A 23,673-nucleotide genomic window follows, 5' to 3' on the forward strand; every position below is an offset into this window, starting at 1 on the left:
TCCGTGTGTGGTGTGGAGCCTAGACACCTCCACCACACCGGAGGTCTTCACTTTGATCAAGCCCTGCACCGTCAACAACGCTTGTGGTCAATACACCTAGCCGGCCGCCCCCCGGCCACCGGGATTGCCGATGTTGTGGATGGCACCGATGTACTGGGCCTGAACCACGGTGCCCTGCTCCCCTCCAGAAACCGTGTTGGAGCCATCGACGTGCACACTGCCGCGCGCGGGCAGACAACCCGCGAGGCGACGCCCGAACTCGCGATCCCACTCGGCCCGGACCATCAACGCGTCCGCGAGCCGCTGCGCCCGGGCACGATTCCCCGGATCCGCCTCGAACGCCTCCAGCTCGGGCAGGCCGGTAGCGTCCTGCCCGGCAGCATCCTCGGCAGGTCGGCGCCGGACCAGTGCGACAAGCGACTGCCAGGCACTCCGGCCCGCTGCCCCCGCGGCCCCGCCCGCCAGCATCATGAGAAGTTCAGCGGTGAGCTGCTCCATCGGCCCCTCCCCTGAGTCGCCCCGTGGACATCGAGAGTAGGACAGAACCCGGGCGGGCGGAATGCAGCCGCCGTTCCCCGCTCACCCCCACTGATCGCGGTGCTCGGCCCCACCGAAACCGACCGGCGACCGCGCCACCCCACCAAGCGAACCGCCGCACGGCACCCGACCTGACGCGCTTCCTTCGCCCGCAGGTCACAACAACGCTGTGCAGGGTGGCGGCGAAGGCGATGGTGTCGCAGAGTCCGCTCACGCATCGCTCACGCATCGGGACCGGCCCAGCCCCACACCCCGCCCACGCCGATGTCAGCGTGGCCCCTGTCCGGGCGTGACCGCCGATTTGAGTGGCGCCACCGGTTGGCAAGGGTGTGGGCTGTACGCCATGGAACCGACATGGGGTATCGAGGGATGGCAACCGCACTGGCACCGCAGCGCGTCCGACCTCGCAGAGCACGAGGGCGCGCGACTCCGGCAGTTGGTCGGCCGGACGGTCACCCGGGCCTGGGGCGTGTGGATTGTCGAGGAGGACGAGTGGTTCGCCGACCTACCCGTCCTGCTGGAGATCGGCGGACAGCGGGTCGCGGTGTGCGTGAACCGCCTGGAGGACCTGTCGGTCACCTGGGACGACCCGATCGACACCACCGCCGGCCCGACCTGGTGGAACGACTGGACCCTGCAGTGGCGCGATGACGCCCACCCGGCCCTGCGGGACGTGGTCGGACGGACGGTGGACGCAGTGGGGCTCACCGAGTACGACGTCCGCCCGACCGACCTGTCCTACCGCAAGGTCTCGCCGGCCTGGGTCCTCACCGGCCTCGCCCTGGCCTTGGGCGGCACCGGGCTGTGGATCCACAACGCCCTCGACGAGAACGGCCTCGCCACCGGCCTGCCGCCCGACGACCACGAACACCGCACCACCTGGCTCGACTTGGCACCCTGATGACGTGCCGGTGAGCCTCGCGCCACCGGCCCGTCAGTAGTGTCCGTAAACCACGCGCCAACGCGGCCCCAGGCGCTGCCCGAGCTCCCGAACGAATCCGTCCCGTAGCGGGGGCCAGTTGTTGAAGCACACCCCGAGCTCCCCGACCTGGCAGGCCCATTCCCCCGGCCAATCCCCCAGTCGCACCGAGTACCCGCACCTGGCGCAGGGCACCATGGGCTCGCCTGCACGCAGCCATTGCCCCAGCAGGTCCAGGTACTCGTCCGCGTCGAGCGGCGTGGCGCAGCCGGGGCAGACAGGAGGCTCGAAGTTCTCCCCGGAGTCGAAGACCTGTCGGTCGGTCAGGATGTCCACCCCCGAGTTCATGAGGACACGGTCGACCTCGTCGCTGGTAGCTGTGCCCTCGACGTGCTGGCCGGCCAGGTACTCGCTCGGGTCCGCGAGCGTCCCGGGAGTCGGGTTCGCCACGATCACACCCACGACGAGCAGCCACTCCCGTACCGCTGCGGCACGCTCACGGGCCTCAGTAGGCGTGATCGAGATCTCGACCAGCGTCACCTCGTGATCACTCATGCCGCCGGAACGTACCCGCGACCTCCGACAAGCCCCTCACGGGCGCCGCTGGGCTTCGGTGTGACTTTGGGGTGTAGATGCGCTGGCACAGCCCCGTGACCGACCCCAGCGTCGACTGATGGCTCCTACGCCTCGCGTTAACCGGCATCATCCAAGCCAAGTGGACCGAGCAAAAATCCTGGACGAAGTCGACCGAGCGTTGATCGAGCGGGGCATCTCACCCGAGAAGAACGCCGAACGGCGACGCCGCATGAACAATGCCGTCCGCGACTGCCTCGTCACCAACTACCAGCCGCTCATCGAGGGGCTCAAACTGCCCGACCCCGACGACCGGCACGTCCTCGCCGCCGCCATCAAGGCCGGCGCTCAGGTCATCGTCACGAACAACCTCAAAGACTTCCCACCTGACTACCTCGCCGAATGGGACATCGAGCGAAAGTCCCCCGACGACTTCGTCATGGACCTGATCGACATGGACGGGCGCGTCGTGTACTCGTGTGCCCGCGAGATTGCGGACAGCCGCCGCAACCCGCCCGTCACCTTCGACGAAGTCCTGCTGCAATTGGAACGCTCAGGACTGATCGCAGTCTTCGACCGCTCTTCGCGCCGACCCACTGCCGCACGCCTGATCAGGTGCTGCGCACCGCCCTCTCGGCGACGGACAAGCAGGGCGTTTCCTGACAGCATGTCAACCATCCCGCTCACGCACGCGCCCTCCCGAAACGCAGCAGCACCCCGCCAAAAGCACCAGCCGGGGTGCTGCGTTGCAGGTCAGAAAGGGTGTGACCCCGTCCTTCCAAGTGGGCCGCCAGGGGCTCGAACCCTGAACCTACGGATTAAAAGATCAACGCCGGTCGTGCTCCGGCGGGACGGTGCGGGTTGCCTCCTGCCGTCTCTGCAGCGTATCGGTGCACTTGGTGACGGTCCGTCCTCCGTCTGATGGTCTCTGCCACGCAGTCCGCTCACGCATCGCTCACGCAGGGGCATCCTCGGCAACACAGCCTCATGAGGCCGAAGCCCTCAATAGAGACCACCATCACGCAGGTTCTAACCCGTCCGGTCAGGGCCTGCCAGCCATGGGGATTTGCCCTTCGCCGCCAGATGGCTTCCAGTCGTGCGGACGCTTCTCCGGGCCCCACCCTACGAGCCTCGTCGACTCGACACTGGCCCACCTCAGTACCCAAGCGCAAACGAACGACCCCAGAGGCGCAGCCGCCATCCGGCGTGTCATTGGACACGAGCGTGTCGACACTAGTACGGTCGACATGTGTCCGAAGTCCCCGCCAGATACCTGCTCGTCGTGTCCGACCGCGAGGCGCTCGGCTGGATCCTCGACTCGCAGCGTGCAGCCTTCCCGCCTAGTCGCCGAAAGGCGCCTTCGACTCTAAAGGTCAACGACCAGCTCGTCATTTACACGACCCGAGGGTGCTTCCGAAATCCGACCCGCGATCGGGGACGGCTGGTCGCCATGGCCCGGGTTCGATCAGGCGAAGCTATCCTCGACCCTCCGGTCCAGTTTAGAGAGCGGTCCTTCGCACGCGGCTGCGACTTGGAGATCACCTCGCTAGCACCACTGGACGGCGGACCAGTGCTCGCAGATCTTGTCCCCCGCCTGAGGACCTTCCCGGCCTCCTGGGCGACGCACATCAGGCGAACCCTGGTTCCGCTCGATGACCATGATTTCGGCGAGCTGGTCAACGCCATCGACGCAGTAGCGGTTCCCCGGCAGGCTGCGCTTCAGCCGTACCTGGACCGCGCACGCCCCGCCCTCGCTAGGTCGAAGTAGCAATTACCGCAGATCACTGGATTGGACAGTCCGTCGGCATGCAGAACGAAAAGATGAGCCCCATGACTCAAATTGACGATCTGTCCTCACTCGTAAGTGTGGCCCTCGCTTTGGGTGCCGAGCAGGTTCCCGGATGGTCCGACGAGGAGAAGGAGCTTGCCAACAAGGCCACGTTTGGCGGCGCCGATCTGGTGGCAATCACGGATCTCATCCGGGCGGGTCTTGATCCACTGGGCGATGCTTTCTGCTTGATCCGCGACGCTGAGAGCCGTCGACCCATGGGGCAGACCTATACCCCTGCGCCCATTGTCAGCAGCATGATCAAGTGGACGGCCGCGAAGGGCACTCCCACACGGGTGATCGACCCTGGAGTTGGTTCAGGACGTTACCTTCTGGCCGCGGGGCGCGAATGGCCGAAGGCCTTCCTTTTTGGTGCAGATATCGATCCGATCGCAACTCTGATGGCACGTGCGAATCTGGCCGTCAACAACATGGCGTCGCGAGCCCGAATCGAGCTCGTTGACTATCGGAAGCTTGAGCTGACGCCGCATGATGGCATAACCGCCTTCATCGGCAATCCCCCCTACGTCAGGCACCATCAGATCGACGCCGAGTGGAAGAAGTGGCTTACTCGCCAGGCGTCCGATTTCAAGCTCCCCGCGAGTCAGCTGGCGGGCCTCCACGTCCATTTCTTCCTGGCTACTGCCAAGCACGCGGTGCCCGGTGACATCGGTGCCTTCATCACTTCTGCCGAATGGCTGGATGTGAACTATGGGCGCCTCGTGCGAGACCTCCTTCTCAACCAGCTGGGTGGGGAAGCAGTCCACATGATCGATCCGACGGCCTCACCCTTCGCCGACGCAACTACGACTGGTGCAGTCTCATGCTTCACCGTGGGTTCCTCAGTTGAGTCGATGCGCCTGCGGCCCGTGAAGTCCGTGGAGGACCTCGGCAGCCTTGAGGGCGGACGTGTAGTCAGCCGGGAACGCCTCCAGGAGGCCGCCCGCTGGAGCCCCCTCGTCCGCGTAACCCCGAAGCTCGACGCGGGACTGGTCGAGCTCGGCGAGCTTTGCCGTGTTCACCGCGGCCAAGTTACCGGGGCAAACGCGGTGTGGGTGGCCGACCCAGCCGCAGTGAAGCTGCCGGGTGAGGTGCTTTATCCATCGATCACCAAGGCCAAGGAGCTCTTCGCTGCTGGCGAGTCCTTGAACGACCTGTCTTCACTGCGAGTCGTGATCGACCTGCCTAGCGACCTCGACGAGCTGGATACAGCATCACGCCGCAAAGTGGAACGCTTCCTCCGTATCGCCAAGAGCCAAGGCGCCGATGAGACGTATATTGCGAAAGCCCGAAAGGCATGGTGGAGCGTCGGGCTCCGCGCCCCAGCCCCGATCCTTGCGACCTACATGGCGCGCCGGCCGCCAGCCTTCGTCCGCAACGACGCAGGAGCACGCCACATCAACATCGCCCACGGCCTCTACCCCCGTGATGAACTCACGACGGCGGCCCTCGATGGCCTGGCCCGTTATCTTCGGACCTCAGTGACGCTGGGCCAGGGTCGGACCTATGCTGGCGGCCTGACTAAGTTTGAGCCGCGTGAGATGGAGCGGCTCCCTGTGCCGCACCCGGAGGTCTTGCTCCACCATGCCGCAGCAGATGCCGCCCACCTGGGGCCCGAGCGAACTTGAGCACGAGCGCCAGGCTTCGATCGAGATCTTCAGGTATGAGCGAACGGGCGAGCCACTAGAACAGTATCTGTCGCAATTCGAGGTTTCTAAGGCTGCGATCGACACCATCCTGGAAATGACCGTCGATCTTGAAACGATCGAGGAATCAGCGGCAGATGTCCTAGGGGATGCCGATCTGAAAGATGTTGCCCGGTATCTAGCATCTCCGCCCATCAGTGACGACGATCTCCGCATCCTGGCGGATACAACTACCGCCCCCTCGAAGGTGAGGAAGGATCCGGAAGCCGCTAAGCAGCTGATGCAGATCATTCTCCTCGGATTGGATCGTGAGCGATTTCCGTGGATCGGCGAGGGGCGGCAAGCCAGTGAAGCCGAGCGTAATACGGCATCAGTTTCGACGGCCGCGATGCATGCATTTCGATGGATGGAGACCTGGCGCAGAAACAACGGGAAGAATACGCAGGAGTCGGCGGTAAAATCCTTCCTTTCCGATGAGTGTGGATTCACGGAAGTTCCCACTCGGCCGATTCCTAATATCAATCTGGCCCCCAAGCCCGGAGAGTTCTGCGGCGAGACCCTGGTGGGATCACGCAAGGCGGATATTGCTGTACGCCTCCTCGATGGCCGACTTATGCCCATAGAGTGCAAGGTCTCAAACAGCGGAACGAACAGCTACAAGCGCATCAACAACGATGCTGCTGTGAAGGCTACGGGGTGGACCAGCGAGTTCGGCTCGGTCAACGTCGTCCCTGCGGCAATGCTTTCTGGCGTTTTTTCCCTGAAGAACCTCGAATACGCTCAAGATAAGGGATTGTACTTGTTCTGGGCCCACGAAATGAGCCCGCTCAAAGCGTTTCTAGAGCAGGCCAAGTAATGAGTCAGATCGGACATCGGGGTCCCCGTCAGAATGGCGGCCGCAGGTATTACAGGAGGCATGGTGGGCTCGACCCGATGTCCTCAGCTTCCCTGGCCGCGATGATCACTGCAAGTAGGCAGGAGATAGGCACGTAGGCCAAACCTCGCGCCTTGGTCCGCCCACCCCGCTACTCTTATTTGGGTGACGGAAGCGACTGGCAATATCCTGAGCGGCTCACGTTATGGCGAGGTCGAGTGAGACTTGCCTATGCTCGCCGAGTCCTTTGGACTTGGCGAGATTCGAGAGTGCCACTTCCTGTCGACCGGCCTGATGAACGGCAACTGGCGGCTGGAAACGACTCAGGGCGCGTTCGCGTTGAAGCGGATCATGGACGTGCCGCTGCCCCTCGCCCGCCGGAACCTGGCAGTCCTGGCCGAGTTGGCTGACGTCGACGTCCCGGTTGAACGACCGCTGGTTTCCGCCACTGGAGAGACGGTGGCGGAAATCGCGGGACGCGGGTACTCGCTGGTCCCGTGGACGGAGGACAGCCATCAACCAGGAACAGCACTCGCCCTGGACCAGGTGACGGACCTCGGATTCCTGCTTGGCCAGATCCACCAGAACCTGAACGACGTGCGGACCGCTCGCCTGCTGCCCCCGGTCCGCAGCATGTGAACGTCCAGGTGACGACGCCGGCTGGGGCGCGCGCTGAGGCGGACCGTTTCCTGGCGCTGATCGCCGCTCTGGAGAGTCCGACGGCCTTCGACGTTGCGGCAGCAGAGGCGCTGAGCGAGCGCAAAGTGCTTCTGGACAAGTTCGGCAGTGAGCGACCCGGCACGGAGGTAGCGCTCGACCCCGTGGGCTGGACCCACGGCGACGTGCAGCACCGCAACGTACTGTGGCGCGACGGCAAGATCGCTGGGGTGATCGACTGGGACCGCATCCGCGTGCGCCCGTTCGGTGAGGAGGTCGCCCGCACCGCCACGGTGCAGTTCGGCGGTGAGGACGGCTTCCTCGACCTGGAGCGGACAGCCGCGTTCGTGGCCGGCTACCGCTCGATGGTGCCGATCCCGGTGCCGGCCCTGGCGGACGCGGTGGAGCGGCTGTGGTGGAAGGCATGTCGGACTACTGGCAGCTGGTCTTCCACTACGACCGCGACGATCACTCCTGCGACCACCTCTTCCTGCCCGCCGAGCGGTTCCTGGCCTGGTGGACCGAGTGGCGCGAGGCGGTGCAGGAGGCGTTCGCGGCTATGCCGTGACCAGCGTGCGGATCAGCACGGTGGCGAGGGCCTCGGCCACCTGCTCCATGTAGTCCGGCGCGGGGAGCTGCGGCACCTTCAGCACGACCATCTGCCGCAACGCCCGGTAGTAGTTGGGCAGTTCGTCCTGGGTCGGCGGCCGGTAGGGCTCTGGGCCAGGTGCGGCCAGAAGCGGGCAGCCAGTTCGGGATTCTGGAAGAGCGGGGCCTGCGTCCAGTCCTCGTACAGGAAGCGAACGGGGACGTCGGCGGCCTTGAACCGGCGGCCGAGTTCCGCCGAGTCCGGCACGCGGACTCCGATCGTCAGCGGTCGGTCGGGCTGCGGTCACGCCGCCCTTGACCCCGCCTGCGGGCGAGGCCCTCAGGTGATCATTCCCCGATCGTGAAGACGCACCGCGTCGGGGGAGAAGCCGGCTCCCAGTAGCTCCTCCTGATGCTTGCGCCGGTGCACGATGAGGATCTTTCCTCTGTGAGCTTCGGGACCATCGCTGGCGTACAGCCCCGGCTCATGAACGCTCACGTAGGTGACCGCATCATCTCCGTCGGACTGCTGCCGCTGCCTGACGTACGCCTGAACCGCTCTGTTGTTCATGCTCTGAGTGATCGCGAGGGCTTCGTCCTCGGCCGGGCCGAGCTTCCGGCGGTACTCGTTGGTCAACTCGCGGGTGGATTCGTGCCTCTGAGGCCGTACTGACTGCTTGGGTCGTCACCGCCCGACAGGATCCGTGTCTGGAGCGAACTCATCAGCATCGAGTCCGCCAAGCAGATCCTTGGGCGTGAACAACCACCGCTCCGCACGAAGGGCCAGGCAAGCGTGCGATGTGGGCCGCGACCATCACGCCGGTAACCACATCGGCCGTGAACTCCTCCAGCGAGGTATGCCCTGCCGTCGGCTGCCACCAGACGTGGCCAGGGCAACCGACCTTCTGCAGATACACGGTGCACTGGCCGTAGTGGACGTGCCGCGAGTCAAAGACAGGGGTTGCTGATGCCGGCGGCGACCGAAACGGGCAGGCCGTCCCGTACACCAGCCACCGAGGGCAGGTCCGCTAGCAGCACGTAGGGGGCTTTGTTCTCCCAGTCCGGTCGGGCCGTGTCGGTGACCCACACCACGAGGTCGATTCCGCTGCTCAGAGCGCTTTTCGTTCTATGCGCGATCTCGACTCCGGGCAGGGGTGACAGCTGGAGTTCGAACGCGACCGTCAGGCCGTCGCCCGAGAGGATCAGGACATCGGGACGGCCAGCACCGTATCCACGGCATTCCGGAACGGCGTGAAAGCCGTACTGGCCCGCGATCTGAACCATGCGGTCCTTCAGCGCCTTACGGAGGGCTGACTCGACGGTGAATGCACACGCGGCTTCGGCTCCCTTGGCGTGGACGAAGTTGCGGGCCGTGATCATGGAGCCCCCGCTCCCGTCCGCCCAGTCGCGACGCCTGTACTGCCGAGCCCATATCGGCCGACCGCAGTCGGTGCCGGGGCAGCTCACCGCAGCTTCCTTGCTTCGGTAGATCTGCTCCCACAGACCTGGCTCCTCCGGCTGGCCGAGATCGTCCTCAACGGCATAAAGGAGGCCGACGCGAGGGTGGTGTGCCACGAATGCCATACGGGAAGTGTGATGCGCGCCACTGACAATTGATTGAATACGAACGACTGTTCCTGCTCGTCACCATCGCCTCGGCACACGCCTTACCTGGAGACTTCACCAGTCATCGCGCGGTGGCGGCGACGGACAGAGAAGAGAATGTGGGTGCCTCCGTCACGGGCACCCAGGCTGGCGCAGGCCTCGGCCTCATAGGCGAGGAACCGCTCCCAGAGCTGCGGGCGGCTCTCAACGTGCGCCAGGACCGTCGGGTCTTCGAGGCTCGCCCAGTTGCTCGCCGATCCAGCGGCGATCTCGCCGCCGCAGTTGGCGACAAGGGTGGCGAGCTGTTCCCAGGTGAACATGTGGCAGACGTGGGCCATGCCCGGGACGTGGCGGAGATCGCCCGTGCGGATGACGGCGTCGGTGACGTCGGTGCCGTAGCGGATGGCGAGTTGGGTGGCGCCGGGAAAGCGGGCTCGCCAGCTCCCCCACAGGGACATGACCGAGGCGACCACCACACCGTCGGGTTTCACGATGCGGAGGAGGCCGGCCAGGGCCTGGTGCTCCTGGTCGAATGCGTACGAGAGTGGGCCGCCGTAAGCGAGGACCAGGTCGAACGACGCGTCGGAGAAGCGGCTGGTGTCGCGGATGTCGAGAGTGTGACGGGCTTCGACAGCGTGTTCGTGGCCGGCGGCGGTGACGTTGAGCTCGTTCAGGTGAAGTTGGACGGGCGAGATGTCGGTGACGACGACGCGAGCACCGCGTTGGGCGAGCACCGTCGTGAAGCGGCCGGGGCCGGCTCCGATCTCCAGAACTCGCTGACTTTTCGTCAGATATTGGGCCAGGAAGCGGCGGTGGACCTCGAAGGACACCCGGCCCGCGACGTCCTTGGTGAGTCGGTCGTGTTCTTCCTCGCCAAGGTCGTCGTAGTAGCGGCGGATGGCGTCGACAGACCGACCGCTGCTGGGCGTCTCGTCCGGTGTGTCGGCCATCTGCCTCCTTTCGTGCCGTCTAGGTCTCGTGGCTCCGCGCTCCGGCCTCTGACCTGGGCTTCTCAAAACAGCGCGATTCGGGCAGCACTCCGCCACTAGACTGCGGTCCCCGTCGTGATGCCGGCGAGAGCGCCGCCGCGACACTCCGCAGTTTCACCGAGAGGACGGTCTCCGGTCCCATGCGTTGGTCCCAGCTGTACGTGCCTACTCTCCGGGAGGACCCTGCGGACGCGGATGCGGTGAGCCACCGCCTGCTGGTGAGGGGAGGGTTCGTCCGGCAGCTGATGGCCGGCCACTACTCCCTGCTGCCGCTGGCGGTGCGCGTCCGCGCCAAGATCGTGGAGATCATCCGCGAGGAGATGACCGCGATCGGTGCGCAGGAATTCATCCTGCCCGCCCTGCACCCGGCGGAGATCTGGCAGCGCAGTGGGCGCTGGGAGGTGATGGGCGAGGAGATGTTCCGGCTGAAGGACCGCAAGGGTGCGGACTTGGCGCTGGGCATGACGCACGAGGAGATCTTCACCGTTCTGTCGCAGGAGCTGAAGTCGTACCGGGACCTGCCGCAGATGTGGTTCCAGTTCCAGACCAAGTTCCGCGACGAGGCCCGCCCGAAGAGCGGTCTGTTGCGGGTGCGCGAGTTCACGATGAAGGACTCGTACAGCTTCGACGTGGAGGCCGAAGGTCTCGACCGTTCCTTTGATCTGCACAAGGCCGCTTACGAGCGGATCTTCGCCCGCCTCGGGCTGCCGGCGATCCCGGTGCAGGCGTCCAGCGGCAGCATGGGCGGCAGCGCGTCGGTGGAGTTCATGAGCCCGTCGGGCGCCGGTGAGGACCGGGTGGTCCGCTGTCCTGGCTGCGACTACGCCGCGAACACCGAGAAGGCGACATCCGCCCTGCCCGCCGTGGTGGACGGCCCCGGGCTGGACGCTCCCGAGCGGTTCGACACCCCGAGCGCGCGCACCATCGAGGAACTGTCCGTCCAGCACGGTGTGCCGGCCGAGCGGCAGATCAAGACGCTGGTGCAGATGGTCGACGACCGGCTGACCCTCATCCTGCTCCGCGGCGACCACGCCCTGGTCGAGCAGAAGCTCATCGACACGCTAGCCGCCAAGGCGGTGCGGCCCGCGACCGCCGAGGAGATCCAGGCGGCGCTCGGCGCCTCGCCGGGCAGCCTGGGTGCAGTGGGAATCACCGAGCTGGCCGTCCTCGCGGACGAGGCCCTGCGCGGCCGTACCGACATGACCACTGGCGCCAACTCCGACGGTGTCCACCTGCGCGGTGTGTCCGTCGAGCGGGACATCGCGGTGCAGCAGTGGGCGGACCTGCGCGAGGTGACCGCCGGCGAGCCCTGCCCGCAGTGCGGCACTCCGCTGGAGGTGGTGGTCACGATCGAGGTGGGCCACATCTTCAAGCTCGGCCGCAAATACACCGAGACCCTCGATGTGACCGTGCTCGGGCGGGACGGCGAGCGCGTCACACCGATCATGGGCAGCTATGGCATCGGCGTGGAGCGGGCGTTGGCGTCCATCGTCGAGACGCACCACGACGACAAGGGCATCATCTGGCCTGTCGCGGTCGCCCCGTTCGAGGTGGCCGTCGTCATGCTCGGCACCAGCGACGAGAAGGTGACCGAGGCCGCCGAAACCCTCTACCGGCAGCTGCAGGGCGAGCGGGTCGACGTGCTGCTCGACGACCGCGACGAGCGGCCCGGTGTGAAGTTCCGCGACGTCGAGCTGATCGGCATCCCGTACCGGATCACGGTCGGTGCCCGCGGCCTGGCCGACGGCACGGTCGAGGTCACCACCCGGGCCACCGGCGAGACCCAGTCCGTGCCGGTGGCCCAGGCGGTGGAGCACGTCCGCAAGCTGCTGACCGCCGCTGTGTGACGTGCCGGCTCGTCAGCCGGACACCCGGTGGAACACCTCGGTGAGAAGCGTTTCCGGGTAGCAGCGGAAGATCTTCGCGACGCTGCGCGCCTGGGTCTCGTAGTGGCCCATGGCGCGCAGCTTCGCTTCCAGCGCGTCGCCTACTGGCATCCGCAGGGTCGCCGGCAGCCGCGTCGCCTCGACCTGGCCGGGATCGAGGAAACCGGGCCTGGCCGGCTCGGCGTATGGGGTCGTGCTGGTCACCAGGAGCACGTCCGGGCCGGCGGCGTAGCGGTCGAGCGCGGCCAGGGCGATCCGATGTGCGGCTCGGTGGTCCGGGTGGCCGTTCATTCCGTTGGGCGGGAACGCCACCACGCGTGCGGGCTTCCAACGGCGCAGTGCTTCCAGAACGAGGGTTGTCCCGGTGGCCTCGTGGTCGGCGAGGCCACCGTCAGGCAGGTCGTGCACCTCGGCGCGGGTGACTCCGAGCGCCTCGGTGGCGCGGCACAGTTCCTGTTCGCGGACGGCGGGCAGTTCCTCCGTGGTGCACATGCCGAGGGTTCGGCCCGCGCCTCCGCGGGTCAGGGTGACGGTGACCGTCGTCCCGCCGCGAAGGGCGGTGCGGTGGAGTAGCCCGCCGCAGTGCAGGGTCTCGTCGTCGGGATGGGCCATGACGACGAGCAGGTTGGCGATCGTCATGCCGGGACCTCCGTGCCAGCGTTCTCCAGTGCGGCCAGGCGGTCGAGGATGTCGGCGTCGCTGACGTTGCCGATCAGGTGCCGGCGGTCGTTGGCGTCCTCGCTGTGCCAGGAGGCGGCCTGCGACTGCTCCGGTGTCCAGACGAGGCCGGCGGAGTCGATCAGCAGGTAGCGGTGCTTGCGGCCGCCCGCACTCTTGGCGCAGACCGCGACGTGCGCGGGTGCGGTGTCGTACGCGACGTCAATGGCGTGTTGGAAGTCGTCTTCGCTGATGAGGTAGCGGTCGCGGTTCCGGTGCCCCAGGGGCCCGATCGGCATGAACTGGAAGAGCTGCCACTGCCTGATGCCGGCGAAGCCGCCGAGGAGATCGGCGATCGCCGCGATGTCGTCGGCGTTGCCGGAGTGGACGACGGTGTTGATGCAGATCCGGGCGCCAACCTCGTCCAGGAGAGACAGGACCGCCAACTGGGAGGCGACGGTCGCGTGTCGGCGGAATTGCTGCTGGACGGCGTCGGTGCTGCCGTCGAGCGGGATGCCGATCATGTCGCTCACCGCGGCCACCTCGTCGGCCGGGACCCGTTCGACGGTGCCCGTGCCCATGAAGCGGATCTGGGCCGTGCCGAGGAAGGCGGTGCCGACGGTGTCCAGGTGGATTCGCAGGCCCAGGTCGTTGAGGCCCGTGAGGAGCGGGACGATGTCGCGCCAGGTGAGCGGGTCACCGCCGCCGACGGTGATCTTCCTGATCCCGAACCGGTCGCGTAGACCGGCCGCGAACTTGAGCACCTGGGATGTCTCGGTGATCGTGCGGCCGAAGTAGTTGTAGCAGCCCGGGCAGGCCACGAAGCAGCTCTTGCCCGCGCTGAGGATGACACTGCGCATGGTGCCTCACTGGAGGTAGTGGGGGCGGGAGTTGAGCCGTGCGGCGCCGACCGATCAGCGCTGGGCGGCCGCCCGGTAGGCGGCCTGGTAGCCGTCCGCCATCCGGCGGATCGAGAACTCTGTGGCCACGTGCGCGCGGCAGGTGGAGCGGTCGATCGTCGGCAGTCGGCGGATCGCTTCGGCCATCTGCTGGGCGTTGCCGGCGAGGAAGCCGGTGATGCCGTCCCGGACGAGTTCGGCGGCGGCCCCGGCACGCAGGGACACCACTGGCGTACCGCAGGCCATCGACTCGATCGGCACGAGTCCGAACGGCTCCGGGATGAGCGAGGTCATCAGGGTGGCGGCGGCGCCGGCCAGCAGCGCCGTCTTCTGCGGGAAGTTGAGCTCGCCCAGGAAGGACACCCGGTCGCCGTCCACGTGCGGCTGGACCTGGCGCTCGAAGTACGCCCGGTCGCCGGACTTGATCCGGCCGGCGATCTTCAGACGCAGTCCTGCCTGGTGTGCCGCCTCGATGGCGACGTGGACGCCCTTCTCGGGCCGGATCCGGCCGAGGAACACCAGGTACGGCCGCGCGTCGGCCGCCTCCCGGCCGAAGGGGAAGACCTGCACGTCGATGCCGTGGTGGACCGTGCCGAGGAAGTTGAGTTCCGGCAGGTGGGAGCGCTGGTCGCTACTGATCGCCACGTAGCGCTCGGCGGCGAACCGGCGAAACAGCAGCGCGTTGTCCTGGTTGAAGAAGCAGTGCACGGTGTGGACCACCGGGGAACGCAGTCCGTGCAGTGCCGGGATCGCCAGGCATCCGGTGTTGGAGTGGACGTGCGAGTGGATGACGTCGAACTCGGCGGCGCGGTCGCGGACTTCCTGGAGCTGGAGCATCCGGTAGACCTCGGGCTCTCGATGCTCGGGTCCGCGTGCAGGGCCGTCCTACCGATGCCGTGGAGGGTGCCGGCGACCTTGGAGTCGCCGGAGGCGAAGACCGTGACGTCGTGGCCGTCGAGGACCTGGGCCGCGGTGAGGTCGGCGACCAGGGACTCGACGGCCCCGTAGCCCCGGGGAGGGACGCTCTCCCAGAGCGGGGCCACATGTGCGATGCGCATCGTTCAGGTTCCTCTCGATGCGGCGGCCGCTGTTACAGCCGGCCGCCTGCGGCATGTGGGATCGCGGGCCGTAGCGGGCAAGGCCGGCTACGGCCGTCGGAGAGGTTCGCCCGGCTTCAGGCGCGGGTGTCAGCGCCGAGCTCGGGCACCTCGGTGAGGAAGTCGCGCACCTCGTCCGCGCAGCGGCGGATCTCCGGCTCATGGGAGTCGAGGGTGAACAGGGTGAGGTAACGGGCGATGTTGGACTCGTAGATCCGCGGGTTGATGTCGTGAGCGGCCATGGTGGCCGGCCACAGCGGGAGCATCCACAGGTGGAAGTGGGGCCGGTCGAGCTTCTCCTCCTGGTACATCTGCACGGCTGTCAGGCCCAGTCGCTCGCGCATGGCCCGCCGGACGAAGTGCGTCACCCGCGCGAGCCGTTCGACCAGCGGCAGGTCCATCTCGTCGAGGGCACCGATGTGCGGACGGACACCGACGACCATGAAGCCGGGCACCGCCCACTCCGCGTCCTGTCTGACGGTGATGACGCCGTCGTCGTACACGGGGGCGAGGATGTCGGGCAGGTGCCGTTCCGTCAGATTCATGAAGCAGCCCCGGCAGACGTTCTCCTGGACCAGACGGCTCGCGCCGCCGAGGAAGTCGAGGTACCGGTAACCGGTCGGCGGGTCGGGCAGGTTCGGCTTCATCACGAACTCGGGCATGGCTCTCCATTCGGATCGACCCGATGTGATCTGCGGTGTTACGGGCTCCGGCCCCAGGCAGGTCTACTGGCGGCGGAAGAGCCGGCTGTTGCGACGGTGGCGCCCGGACCGTCTGGCGGCGGCTCCGGAGCCCTCGTCGCTCACAGGTTGTGCTGGCGGCTGGGACGGCTCGTCGTTGAGCAGGATCGAGCGCCATACCCGTTCCTGGAGTTCCTGGATGCACGGGCCGCAGGCGAACATGGGCGCCTGGGCGCCCGCCACGTTGGCGGGGCCGATCCACAGAACTCGGGTCCACTGCTGACCGCAGTAGAGCCAGCAGGACCCGTCGACCCAGTGGTTTCCGTCGTCGATGGCCGCTGAGGCGGGCCGGCCGCCGCGGGCGAACTCGGCGATGCCGGGGATCACCCGGTGCGGCACGGCCAGATCCGTGTGCACGGCTCGGCTCCCGGCTCAGCGGCCCGCAGGGGCGGCCGAGCCGGTCTTGCCGGTGTCGGCGAACAGGAGGGTAGGTTCGGCGAGGATGTCGCGGCCGACCTCGCTCTTGTAGACCTCGTCGACGCTACCGAATCGGGCATCCGCGTAGTCCAGGCCGAGGAGGGCTGCGGCCGTGCGGACCGAGGCCTCGTCGGGGCCCTCGATCTCGACGAAGGTGCGGAGGTCCGGTGGAGGATGCGGTTGGTGAGCTTGTCGTACCAGAAGGCGTGGGAGTCGTTGCCGACCGCCTTGCAGGACATGGTGAGTACTCCCCGCGGGTCCGCCTCGATCCGCTCGATCTCTCGCCGATCGTCGGCGGGGACGGAGACCTTCGGGGCACCACCGGCGGACAGGTCCTCGTCGACGACGACCGCGATGGCCAGGTCGGCGCTCCGGAGTTGCGCGCGCAGGCGGGTGTAGGCCGTGGGGTCCGTGACGAGCAGCTCGGGATGGGCGGCTGCGTTGCCGACCGGCCGCAGGCGGTGCAGCTTCAACTGCCGTACGCCGGAGTCCTGGAGGGTGTGGGCGAGCGGCACCACTTCGTCGATGTTGCGGGAAGTGACCGTCATGGTGGCCCCGGTCCGCGCTCCCAGCTCCCGTGCGAGGTCGAATGTGCCGAGGGCGTCCTGGTAGCTACCGGCCTTGCGGATCTGATCGTTGATCACGCCGACGCCTTCCAACGAGATCCGCAGGAAGTCGAGGTACGGGGCGATCTCGTGGAGGCGACGCTCGATCCGGTGGCCGTTGGAGCAGATCTCGACCCGCAGGCCCAGTTGCTGCTTCGCGTAGCGGACCACCTGCGGCAGGTCCCGGTAAACGAACAGCTCGCCGCCGAGCAGGGTCACGGCCTCGGTCTCGTACTGGTGGTGCATGAGGGTGAGGAGGTTGATCGCCTGCTGGAGGCTGAAGGCGTCGGTGCATTGGAGCCGCTCACCGTGGAAGCAATGCAGGCAGTTGAATCTGCAGCGGTACAGCAGCTGCAGGTACAGCATCCAGATCCTGCGGATTCCGGTGACTTCCCCGATCACGTGGGGCCTCCCTCGGCCGAACGGCTGGTGGAGACCCGATGGTTGCGGAGAGCGCGAGGACCGCATCACCGCGTACTTGGACGACTCAGGGACGTCCTGGGACGTTTTCCAGCAGCGAGAGGAGTCCGACTGTATCCGACAGGTCCGGCAGAACCACCGGAGCACCTGCCGCTTCCAGCTCGGCCTTGCCGTGGACGCCGGAGGCGACCGCGACGATCCCGGCGCCGGTGGTGAGGGCGGCCTCGACGTCCCGCGGTGTGTCGCCCACCAGAACGACCGGGGCGTCGCTGGGCAGTCCGCGGTGCTGCTGGACGCGCCAGCGAGCGACGGCGACCAGATCGGGACGCTGCTCGGCGTCGGCTCCGTAAGCCCCGACGGCGAGATCCAGCATCGGGTCCAGACCGAAGGCCGACAGCTTCACCCGCGCGTTCGCCGCGATGTTGCCGGTCAGTACCGACGACACCCAACCGGCGTGGAAGGACGCCGCTTTGAGAGCTTCGAGCACACCAGGAAGTACCCACCCTCGTCGGCACAGCCGTTCGAAGTGCTCCTCGCCGGCCCGGGTGAGGGCGGCCTCGACGGTCGGCCAACCGGGCTCTGGGAGTTCGTGCCGGCGGAACATGTCCCGCATGATCAAGCGATCGGTGCGGCCCTCCGTCGATGCTCGTGCGGTCGGCGGGGCACCGGTCAGCATGGCAAACGCGGCGGCGTAGATCTCCTTGCTGACCCCGGCGTTCTCGATGAGCGTGTGGTCGATGTCCCACAGGACGATGAGGTGCATCTCGCCAGCGTAAGCACATTGACGCACAGTCAGCTCTAGCAGGACGTCCCGCAACGCCCTTGCACCGCCGTGCCCGGCTCGGCTTGTATAGCCTCCGTGAACGAGCGACTTCACTCCGTACTCGCGCAGCGGGGCGTAGTGCCCGAGGCGCTCGCCGAAGCATGCGAAGTGGATCCGAAGACCGTAGGCCGCTGGCTCGGCGGGCGCGTACCCCATCCGAGGCACCGATTCCGCGCCGCTCAGTTCCTGCGCGTCGAGGAGACCTTCCTCTGGCCGGCCCCGCAGCCCCGTGCAGGCCGGCGGACAGCCGAGGCGGACACCGAACTCGTCGGCACCTACCAAAACCGGGCCAGCGTGCCCCGCGACACCTGGCTGACCTTGTTGAGGGAGGCCCGGCAGCGGATCGACGTGCTCGTCTTCTCCGGGACGTTCTTCGCCCAGTCCAACCCTCATGTCGCCAGGATGCTCGCCGGACGCGCGGCCGACGGCGTCCAGGTCCGGCTGTGCTTCGGCGACCCGCACGGGCACGCCGCCGCGCTCAGAGGTCGCGAGGAGGGCATCGGCGACACTCTCGCGGCCAAGATTCGCGCCTCGCTCACCTACTACCGATCTCTGCTTCCGAAGAACGGCTGCGAGGTGAGACTCCACGACACCACGCTGTACAGCTCGCTGTTCCGCTACGACGACGAGCTGCTGGTCAACCCGCACGTCTTCGGCCAGCCGGCCAGCGCCAACCCGCTGTTCCACCTCAAGCGGGTGGACGCCACCGGCTGGTTCGACAACTACGCTCAGAGCTTCGACGCCGTCTGGGCCGACGCCCGGCCCTGGACGCCCGACCAGGAGGGGACCGCCACCCGTGGGCAGGACTGAGTACTACAACGACCCCAGCGCCCCCAAGGCCAACACCCTCATCCCCGCCAGCAACCTGCTCGTCGTCGACGAATCCGGTGCGATCCTGCTCCAGCGCCGCCGCGACACCGGCCAGTGGGCCCTGCCCGGCGGCGCCCAGGACATCGGCGAGACCGCCGCCCAGTGCGCGGTGCGCGAGTGCCTGGAGGAGACCGGCATCGTCGCCGAGATCACCGGCTTCCTCGGCGTCTACACCAACCCGAACCACATCGTCGCCTACACCGACGGCGAGATCCGCCAGCAGTACGAGAACACGTACATCGGCCGCCCGGTCGGAGGCGAGCCCACGATCAACGACGAAGCCGACGGCGTCCGCTTCATCCAGCCCGCCGACCTCGACCGCTACGACATCCACGCCAGCATGCGCCAGCAGATCGGCGACTACCTCGCCGGCACCTACCCCTACCTCGGCTGAACCACCAGCGCCGCCTCCACCCGCGCCACCGCCGCGAAGATCTCCGGCGACGCCCGACCGATGAACCGACCCACCACGCTCTCCGCCCCGTAGCGGCCGAGGATCTCCGCCACACGCGCGTCGGCGGTGGTCGGGGTGCCGTCGGGCGTCGTCGTCATGTCGCACCACACCAGGGCGTCCACCAGGAACTGGTCTTCCAGCAAAGGGAATTCGGCCTCCAGAACGTCCCGGAGGCCGCGTTCCTCGGCTTCGAGCAGCGCGAACGAGTGGTTCGCCACCAACCGCGTCAGCCGGCCGTCTGCGCCGTGGGCGTCCCGGAGGAACCGCGCGCCGTCGAGCGGGTGGAACCCCGTCGCCGCCAGCCGCGGCGCGTAACCGACGTCGTGCAGCAGAGCCGCGCTGACGAGCAGCCCGGACTCCTCGCCGAGAACCCCTGCGAGACAGCCGGCGCGTTCTGCCACGCCTTGGGTATGTGCCCAGCGGCGGGGCAACGACTCGGCAAGCTCGTGCCTCGCCACCGTCCAGGCCCATGAAGCTGGTTCTTCGCTCATGCGCCGATGGTTTCCCCATGTCGGCGACCGCTACGCATGGACTCAGGTGATCTGCTGAGGGCGTGTGCGGCGGCGGCGCAATGTCACGGCAGGAGTCTCCATCGAAAGGATCGGTGATCGGTGCGCGTGGCCCGGGACACCTCTGCGAGCGTATCGCCGTACCGGTTCGCCATTCGGGCATTCCACTCGCACCGCCAGCGGCCGTGAACCGTACCGAGATCGCCCCTGACACGCAGAAGGCCAGGTCAGACGGTGTCCGACCTGGCCTCGACTGCGGTGGGCCGCCAGGGGTTCGAACCCTGAACCTACGGATTAAAAGTCCGCAGCTCTGCCAATTGAGCTAGCGGCCCGGTGGCAGGCGTGGGCCTCGTGGGACAACGCCTGCCGGGGTGATCCTACCTGGTGCCCGGCGGGAGTTGGCCAGCGGATGGCCGAGCGGGTCGGGGGTGGGTGGGGGGCTGGGGTGGCGGGTGGTCAGGTGGTGGGGAGGTGGGCGGCGCGGACCTTGCGGAGCCAGCTCTCGGCGGGGCGTTCGTCGGGTGCGGTGGGCAGGACGCCGGGGCGGTCGAATCGGGCTTCGGCGTCGGCGAGGAGGGCGGTGGCGTCCTCCGGGCACTGTGCGTACTGCTCGCCGAGGGCGCGCACCCGGTCCGGGTCGGGGAGGCGGATCTCCAGCCGGCCGGTCTCGTGCAGGGTGACGCCCTGGTGAACCAGGCGGACCAGGTGCCGGGCGTGTTTGGCGGCGCGGGCGGCGCCCGCCGGATCGGTGCGGTCGCGGGCGGCGAGCTTGCGGAACTGCTGCCGGGCGTAGCCGAGGTAGGCGCTGCGGACCGCCGGGCCGCTCAGGAAGGTTTCCCGCAGGCCGATCAGTTCCTCGCCGAGTGGCGTCCGGACCTCGTACAACTCCGCGGGCAGCCAGACCAGTTCGCTGGCGGTGGGGTTGCCGGAGAGGGCGAGCCGGCACCATTTGGCGGCCTCGTGCAGGGTGCGGTCCGGCGCGGTGGTGACGTGCGACTCGACGGGCCGGTGCAGACCGTGGAAGGCGACGGTGGGCGCGGCGAACAGGCCGAGCCGGTCCAGGTCGGAGCCGGCGTGCGCCAGGCCGTACGCGGTGGAGCCGACTGTGCCGGAGAGCAGGACGTGCACGGGAGGTCACCTTGTCGAGAGTGGTTTCCGGCAGTCTCGCCCCGCACGACCCGCACGCGCGAGCGATTTCCGCCCCCGGACGACAGCCTGACGACAGCGGGCCAGCAGCGGGCCAGCAGCGCCGGCCGACACGGCCGTCACCACCGGCCCTCGGCCCGGCAACACCCCGGACGGCAGCCGGCCGACACGACCGTCACCGACGGTGCTCGGCCCGGCAACGCCCCGCGCCGATACTGGGCGCATGGCGAACGGCGAGATCCCGGCGGCGAAGCTCCGGGCCTGGTGGGCGCACCGGCAGTGACTGGACGGTGGCGTGCACCAAGGGGCGTCCCCGGCCGAGGTGTTGGCGGCGACGGGGTGGGCCCGTTCGGTGGGTGGTGCGGCGCCGTACCTGGGGCTGTTCGCGCGGGCGGGTCTGGGCCGGGCGGCGGTGGACGCGGCGCTCGCGGCCGTGGAGGTGCAGGAGTTGCCCGCGGCCCGGGGCTGTACGTACGTGCTGCCGGCGCGGGACTTCGCACTGGGCCTGGCGGCGGGCGCGGGCGTCGCCGAGTCCGAGATCGCCGCGGCGGTGCGCCATCTCGGGGTGACCAGGGACGAGGTCGAGCAGCTCTGCCTGGCGGTGTCCGAACTGCTGTCCGACACCGAGCCGTTGGGCCCGCAGCAGATCCGCACCCTGGCCGGCGGCGCGGCCCGCCCGCTGGGCGAGGCGGGGCGCAAGCGCGGCGTGTCGACCACGCTGCCGCTGGCGCTGGGGCTGTTGCAGGCACGCGGCCTGGTCCGCCGGGTGCCGGTGAACGGGCGGCTGGACCAGCAACGGTACGGCTACCTGCGCTGGGACCAGGCGGTGCACGGCGAGGCCGCCGACCTGGCCCGGCGCTACTTCTCCTGGGCAGCGCCCGCCTCGGTGCGGCACTTCCGCTGGTTCTCCGGCTTCAACGCGGCCACCGCGAAGGCCGCGCTGGCGCCGCTGCGCCTGGTCGAGCTGCCCGGCACCGAGCTGCTGCTGCCCGCCGAACTCGCCGACGAGTTCCACCAGTTCGCCATCCCGGAGCAGCCCGCGTACGCCCTGGTGGCGGGCGTCGACGGCCTGCACCTGCTGCACCGCGACCTGCCGCGGCTGATCGACGAGCGGGACGCCAACCGTCTCGCCCCGGCGTCCCGGACGGGGCGGAGCTTCGGCAGCGAGGCCGACCCGTCGACCCACCTGGTGGTGGACCGCGGCCGGATCGTCGGCTTCTGGGAGTACGACCCCGAACAGCGGGAGCTGGTGCACCACTCGTTCGTACCGATGGACGCCGCGCTGCGCGCCACCATCGACGCCGTCGAGACCTTCGTCCGCGAGGAATTGGGCGACGCGCGGAGCTTCGGCCTGGACTCGCCGAGGAGCCGCGCCCCGAAGCTCGCCGCGCTGCGCACCGCCAACCGCTATGCCACGCCCGGGAGTTCGGGCGGCAGGTAGCCGAACCCGGCGGTACCCGGCCGGGCCCGGCGCAGGCCGTCCAGAAGTACCGGCGGCGGGGCGGCGTACAGCGTGGAGTAGTGGTGCCGGCCGAGCGCCGGGTCGCTGGTCCAGGCGGGCCGCTCGGTGGCGGGGGTGGTGGCGAACTGCCCGTCCGCGCCGTTCCGGTTGCCCCGGCCGTCCAGCCGGACCCACCACGAACTGCCGGGCAGCAGAACGCTGTTGAGGCCGTGCAGCACCTCCAGTCGCTGGTAGCACAGCCCGGCGGGGACGCCGTTGGCGCGCAGCAGCGCCGCCAGCAGGTGGGCCTTGCCGTGGCAGACCGCGTTGCCGGCGGCCAGCACGTCCGAGGCCCGGTAGGCGGCCGACCAGCGGCCGACGTCGGCCGAGTGGTCGATCCGGTCGCGGACGAAGCCGAACACCGCCTCGGCGGTCGCCACCGGGTCGGCCCGCCGCAGCGCGGCGGCGCGCTCCACCACGGCGGGGTGCCGGTGGTCGATCGCCTCGTCGGCGGCCAGGTACGCGTCGAGGTCGGGGCGGTCGGCCCGGAGCGGGCCGTGCGGGGAGACGGAAGGGTCCATGGCAGTGATGCTGCGTCGCCGACTCGCCGCCGGGCAAAGGGATTTCACCCCATGGACTACCGTCGGTCGTATCGGTTCCGTGGACGAAGGGAGCGGGCGGCATGGCACAGGACGAAGTACTGGTGGTCACCGGCGGCGGGCGCGGCATCGGAGCAGCCACCGCCCTGCTGGCGGGCGAACGCGGCTACCGGGTGTGCGTCAACTACCGTGCCGACCAGGCCTCGGCGGACGGCGTGGTGGAACGGATCCGCGCCGCGGGCGGTACCGCCGTCGCGGTCCGGGCGGACGTCAGCACCACCGCCGAGGTGGAGCGGCTGTTCGACACCGCGGAGCGCGAACTCGGGCCGCTCACCGCGCTGGTGAACAACGCGGGCACGCTGGAGAAGCAGTGCCGGCTGGACGAGCTCGACGAGGACCGGCTGAACCGGATCTGGGCGGCCAACATCACCGGCCCGTTCCTGTGCGCGGCCGCAGCGGTGCGCCGAATGTCCACCCGGTACGGCGGCCGGGGCGGGGCGATCGTCAACGTCGGCTCGGCGGCGTCCCGGCTCGGATCGCCGGGCGAGTACGTGGACTACGCGGCGTCCAAGGGCGCGTTGGACTCGATGACCCGGGGCCTGTCGCTGGAGGTGGCGGCCGAGGGAATCCGGGTGAACGCCGTCCGGCCCGGCCTGATCCACACCGACATCCACGCGCTCGGCGGCGAGCCCGGCCGGGTCGACCGGGTCGCCCCCAACTTGCCGATGGGGCGCGGCGGGCAGCCCGAGGAGGTGGCCGAGGCGATCCTGTACCTGCTCTCCCCCGGCGCCTCCTACATCACCGGTTCCTTCCTGGACGTGGCCGGCGGCCGCTGACCCGCCGCCAGGTATGAACATCACGCGTTGCCGCGATACCGGTTCGGTCAACGCCCCG

At 68.4% G+C, this 23,673-nt stretch carries 25 protein-coding genes, 1 tRNA gene and 3 pseudogenes; 12 read left to right on the plus strand and 17 right to left on the minus strand.

Going from position 1 to position 23,673, the window contains the following annotated elements; genetic code table 11:
* Positions 1–96 precede the first annotated feature (96 nt).
* The gene (locus tag ACFV18_RS06355; RefSeq protein WP_380479885.1) at positions 97–498 is read right to left on the minus strand and encodes a hypothetical protein; all 402 of its coding nucleotides are present in this window, start codon (positions 496–498) and stop codon (positions 97–99) included.
* 382 nt (positions 499–880) lie between these two features.
* On the opposite strand from ACFV18_RS06355, the gene ACFV18_RS06360 reads away from it, so the two are divergent.
* The gene (locus ACFV18_RS06360; RefSeq protein WP_380479887.1) at positions 881–1,438 is read left to right on the plus strand and encodes a hypothetical protein; all 558 of its coding nucleotides are present in this window, start codon (positions 881–883) and stop codon (positions 1,436–1,438) included.
* Between the two features lie 33 nt (positions 1,439–1,471).
* Here the strand turns inward: ACFV18_RS06360 and ACFV18_RS06365 are convergent, their stop codons facing one another.
* On the minus strand, positions 1,472–2,011 hold the full coding sequence (locus ACFV18_RS06365; RefSeq protein WP_380479889.1) for a hypothetical protein: 540 nt from the start codon (positions 2,009–2,011) through the stop codon (positions 1,472–1,474).
* Positions 2,012–2,171: 160 nt separating this feature from the next.
* Here ACFV18_RS06365 and ACFV18_RS06370 point away from each other — a divergent pair, with 160 nt between their 5' ends.
* The 6 genes and pseudogenes from ACFV18_RS06370 to ACFV18_RS06395 all read left to right on the plus strand — a co-directional run bounded on the left by ACFV18_RS06370 (position 2,172) and on the right by ACFV18_RS06395 (position 7,602).
* Positions 2,172–2,951, plus strand: a complete 780-nt coding sequence (locus ACFV18_RS06370; RefSeq protein ID WP_380479891.1) for a PIN domain-containing protein — start codon at positions 2,172–2,174, stop codon at positions 2,949–2,951.
* A gap of 884 nt (positions 2,952–3,835) precedes the next feature.
* The gene (locus ACFV18_RS06375; protein ID WP_380479893.1) at positions 3,836–5,485 is read left to right on the plus strand and encodes an Eco57I restriction-modification methylase domain-containing protein; all 1,650 of its coding nucleotides are present in this window, start codon (positions 3,836–3,838) and stop codon (positions 5,483–5,485) included.
* Positions 5,442–6,359, plus strand: coding sequence for a XamI family restriction endonuclease (locus ACFV18_RS06380; RefSeq protein WP_380479895.1), 918 nt, complete (start codon positions 5,442–5,444; stop codon positions 6,357–6,359). The genes ACFV18_RS06375 and ACFV18_RS06380 overlap by 44 nt, the downstream gene beginning before the upstream one ends.
* Before the next feature lie 249 nt (positions 6,360–6,608).
* On the plus strand, positions 6,609–7,016 hold the full coding sequence (locus tag ACFV18_RS06385; RefSeq protein ID WP_380479897.1) for a phosphotransferase: 408 nt from the start codon (positions 6,609–6,611) through the stop codon (positions 7,014–7,016).
* Between the two features lie 8 nt (positions 7,017–7,024).
* Positions 7,025–7,342: pseudogene (locus ACFV18_RS06390) on the plus strand (phosphotransferase); the annotation flags it as partial.
* Between the two features lie 107 nt (positions 7,343–7,449).
* Positions 7,450–7,602, plus strand: coding sequence for a hypothetical protein (locus ACFV18_RS06395; RefSeq protein WP_380480420.1), 153 nt, complete (start codon positions 7,450–7,452; stop codon positions 7,600–7,602).
* 360 nt (positions 7,603–7,962) lie between these two features.
* Here the strand turns inward: ACFV18_RS06395 and ACFV18_RS06400 are convergent, their stop codons facing one another.
* From ACFV18_RS06400 to ACFV18_RS06410, 3 genes are all read right to left on the minus strand, one after another.
* Entirely contained in the window at positions 7,963–8,259 is a 297-nt protein-coding gene (locus ACFV18_RS06400; protein ID WP_380479899.1) for a hypothetical protein, read from the minus strand.
* 311 nt (positions 8,260–8,570) lie between these two features.
* Positions 8,571–9,002, minus strand: coding sequence for a hypothetical protein (locus tag ACFV18_RS06405; RefSeq protein ID WP_380479901.1), 432 nt, complete (start codon positions 9,000–9,002; stop codon positions 8,571–8,573).
* A gap of 287 nt (positions 9,003–9,289) precedes the next feature.
* Positions 9,290–10,177 carry a class I SAM-dependent methyltransferase gene (locus tag ACFV18_RS06410; RefSeq protein WP_380479903.1) on the minus strand — a complete coding sequence of 296 codons (888 nt, stop codon included), beginning with the start codon at positions 10,175–10,177 and terminating at the stop codon, positions 9,290–9,292.
* 179 nt (positions 10,178–10,356) lie between these two features.
* Here ACFV18_RS06410 and ACFV18_RS06415 point away from each other — a divergent pair, with 179 nt between their 5' ends.
* Positions 10,357–12,063, plus strand: a complete 1,707-nt coding sequence (locus tag ACFV18_RS06415; protein ID WP_380479905.1) for a proline--tRNA ligase — start codon at positions 10,357–10,359, stop codon at positions 12,061–12,063.
* 12 nt (positions 12,064–12,075) lie between these two features.
* Here ACFV18_RS06415 and ACFV18_RS06420 read toward each other — a convergent pair whose 3' ends face one another.
* From ACFV18_RS06420 to ACFV18_RS06455, 8 genes and pseudogenes are all read right to left on the minus strand, one after another.
* Positions 12,076–12,741: a PIG-L deacetylase family protein gene (locus ACFV18_RS06420; RefSeq protein ID WP_380479907.1), complete on the minus strand. Its 666-nt coding sequence runs from the start codon at positions 12,739–12,741 to the stop codon at positions 12,076–12,078.
* Positions 12,738–13,619: a radical SAM protein gene (locus ACFV18_RS06425; RefSeq protein WP_380479909.1), complete on the minus strand. Its 882-nt coding sequence runs from the start codon at positions 13,617–13,619 to the stop codon at positions 12,738–12,740. The genes ACFV18_RS06420 and ACFV18_RS06425 overlap by 4 nt, the downstream gene beginning before the upstream one ends.
* 54 nt (positions 13,620–13,673) lie before the next feature.
* Positions 13,674–14,495, minus strand: coding sequence for a glycosyltransferase (locus ACFV18_RS06430; protein WP_380479911.1), 822 nt, complete (start codon positions 14,493–14,495; stop codon positions 13,674–13,676).
* 337 nt (positions 14,496–14,832) lie between these two features.
* Positions 14,833–15,417, minus strand: a complete 585-nt coding sequence (locus tag ACFV18_RS06435) for a hypothetical protein (protein ID WP_380479913.1) — start codon at positions 15,415–15,417, stop codon at positions 14,833–14,835.
* Between the two features lie 63 nt (positions 15,418–15,480).
* On the minus strand, positions 15,481–15,852 hold the full coding sequence (locus ACFV18_RS06440) for a hypothetical protein (RefSeq protein WP_380479915.1): 372 nt from the start codon (positions 15,850–15,852) through the stop codon (positions 15,481–15,483).
* 15 nt (positions 15,853–15,867) lie between these two features.
* A pseudogene (locus ACFV18_RS06445) lies at positions 15,868–16,080 on the minus strand (adenylyl cyclase); the annotation flags it as partial.
* Between the two features lie 392 nt (positions 16,081–16,472).
* Positions 16,473–16,985, minus strand: a pseudogene (locus ACFV18_RS06450) (radical SAM protein); the annotation flags it as partial.
* 19 nt (positions 16,986–17,004) lie between these two features.
* A complete protein-coding gene (locus tag ACFV18_RS06455; protein ID WP_380479917.1) occupies positions 17,005–17,700 on the minus strand; it encodes an HAD family hydrolase in 696 nt (231 codons plus the stop codon).
* 96 nt (positions 17,701–17,796) lie between these two features.
* Between ACFV18_RS06455 and ACFV18_RS06460 the strand changes: the two genes are divergently transcribed.
* Complete coding sequence (locus ACFV18_RS06460) at positions 17,797–18,570, plus strand: XRE family transcriptional regulator (protein WP_380479919.1); 774 nt, start codon at positions 17,797–17,799, stop codon at positions 18,568–18,570.
* On the plus strand, positions 18,557–19,024 hold the full coding sequence (locus ACFV18_RS06465; protein ID WP_380479921.1) for an NUDIX hydrolase: 468 nt from the start codon (positions 18,557–18,559) through the stop codon (positions 19,022–19,024). Before ACFV18_RS06460 ends, ACFV18_RS06465 begins: the two co-directional genes overlap by 14 nt.
* On the opposite strand, the gene ACFV18_RS06470 is transcribed toward ACFV18_RS06465, so the two are convergent.
* From ACFV18_RS06470 to ACFV18_RS06480, 3 genes are all read right to left on the minus strand, one after another.
* Positions 19,012–19,575, minus strand: coding sequence for an HD domain-containing protein (locus ACFV18_RS06470; protein WP_380479923.1), 564 nt, complete (start codon positions 19,573–19,575; stop codon positions 19,012–19,014). The two genes, ACFV18_RS06465 and ACFV18_RS06470, sit on opposite strands and share 13 nt — an antisense overlap.
* A gap of 277 nt (positions 19,576–19,852) precedes the next feature.
* Positions 19,853–19,925, minus strand: a tRNA-Lys gene (locus ACFV18_RS06475).
* Between the two features lie 124 nt (positions 19,926–20,049).
* On the minus strand, positions 20,050–20,721 hold the full coding sequence (locus tag ACFV18_RS06480; RefSeq protein WP_380479925.1) for a DNA polymerase beta superfamily protein: 672 nt from the start codon (positions 20,719–20,721) through the stop codon (positions 20,050–20,052).
* A gap of 313 nt (positions 20,722–21,034) precedes the next feature.
* Between ACFV18_RS06480 and ACFV18_RS06485 the strand changes: the two genes are divergently transcribed.
* Complete coding sequence (locus tag ACFV18_RS06485; protein WP_380479927.1) at positions 21,035–22,180, plus strand: DNA glycosylase AlkZ-like family protein; 1,146 nt, start codon at positions 21,035–21,037, stop codon at positions 22,178–22,180.
* Here ACFV18_RS06485 and ACFV18_RS06490 read toward each other — a convergent pair.
* Positions 22,147–22,761, minus strand: a complete 615-nt coding sequence (locus ACFV18_RS06490) for a transglutaminase domain-containing protein (protein WP_380479929.1) — start codon at positions 22,759–22,761, stop codon at positions 22,147–22,149. The two genes, ACFV18_RS06485 and ACFV18_RS06490, sit on opposite strands and share 34 nt — an antisense overlap.
* 101 nt (positions 22,762–22,862) lie before the next feature.
* Here ACFV18_RS06490 and ACFV18_RS06495 point away from each other — a divergent pair, with 101 nt between their 5' ends.
* On the plus strand, positions 22,863–23,615 hold the full coding sequence (locus tag ACFV18_RS06495) for an SDR family oxidoreductase (RefSeq protein ID WP_380479931.1): 753 nt from the start codon (positions 22,863–22,865) through the stop codon (positions 23,613–23,615).
* Positions 23,616–23,673: the final 58 nt, after the last annotated feature.

The sequence above is a fragment of the Kitasatospora sp. NPDC059673 genome (assembly GCF_042734215.1).
In the GTDB taxonomy this organism is placed as follows: Bacteria; Actinomycetota; Actinomycetes; order Streptomycetales; family Streptomycetaceae; genus Kitasatospora.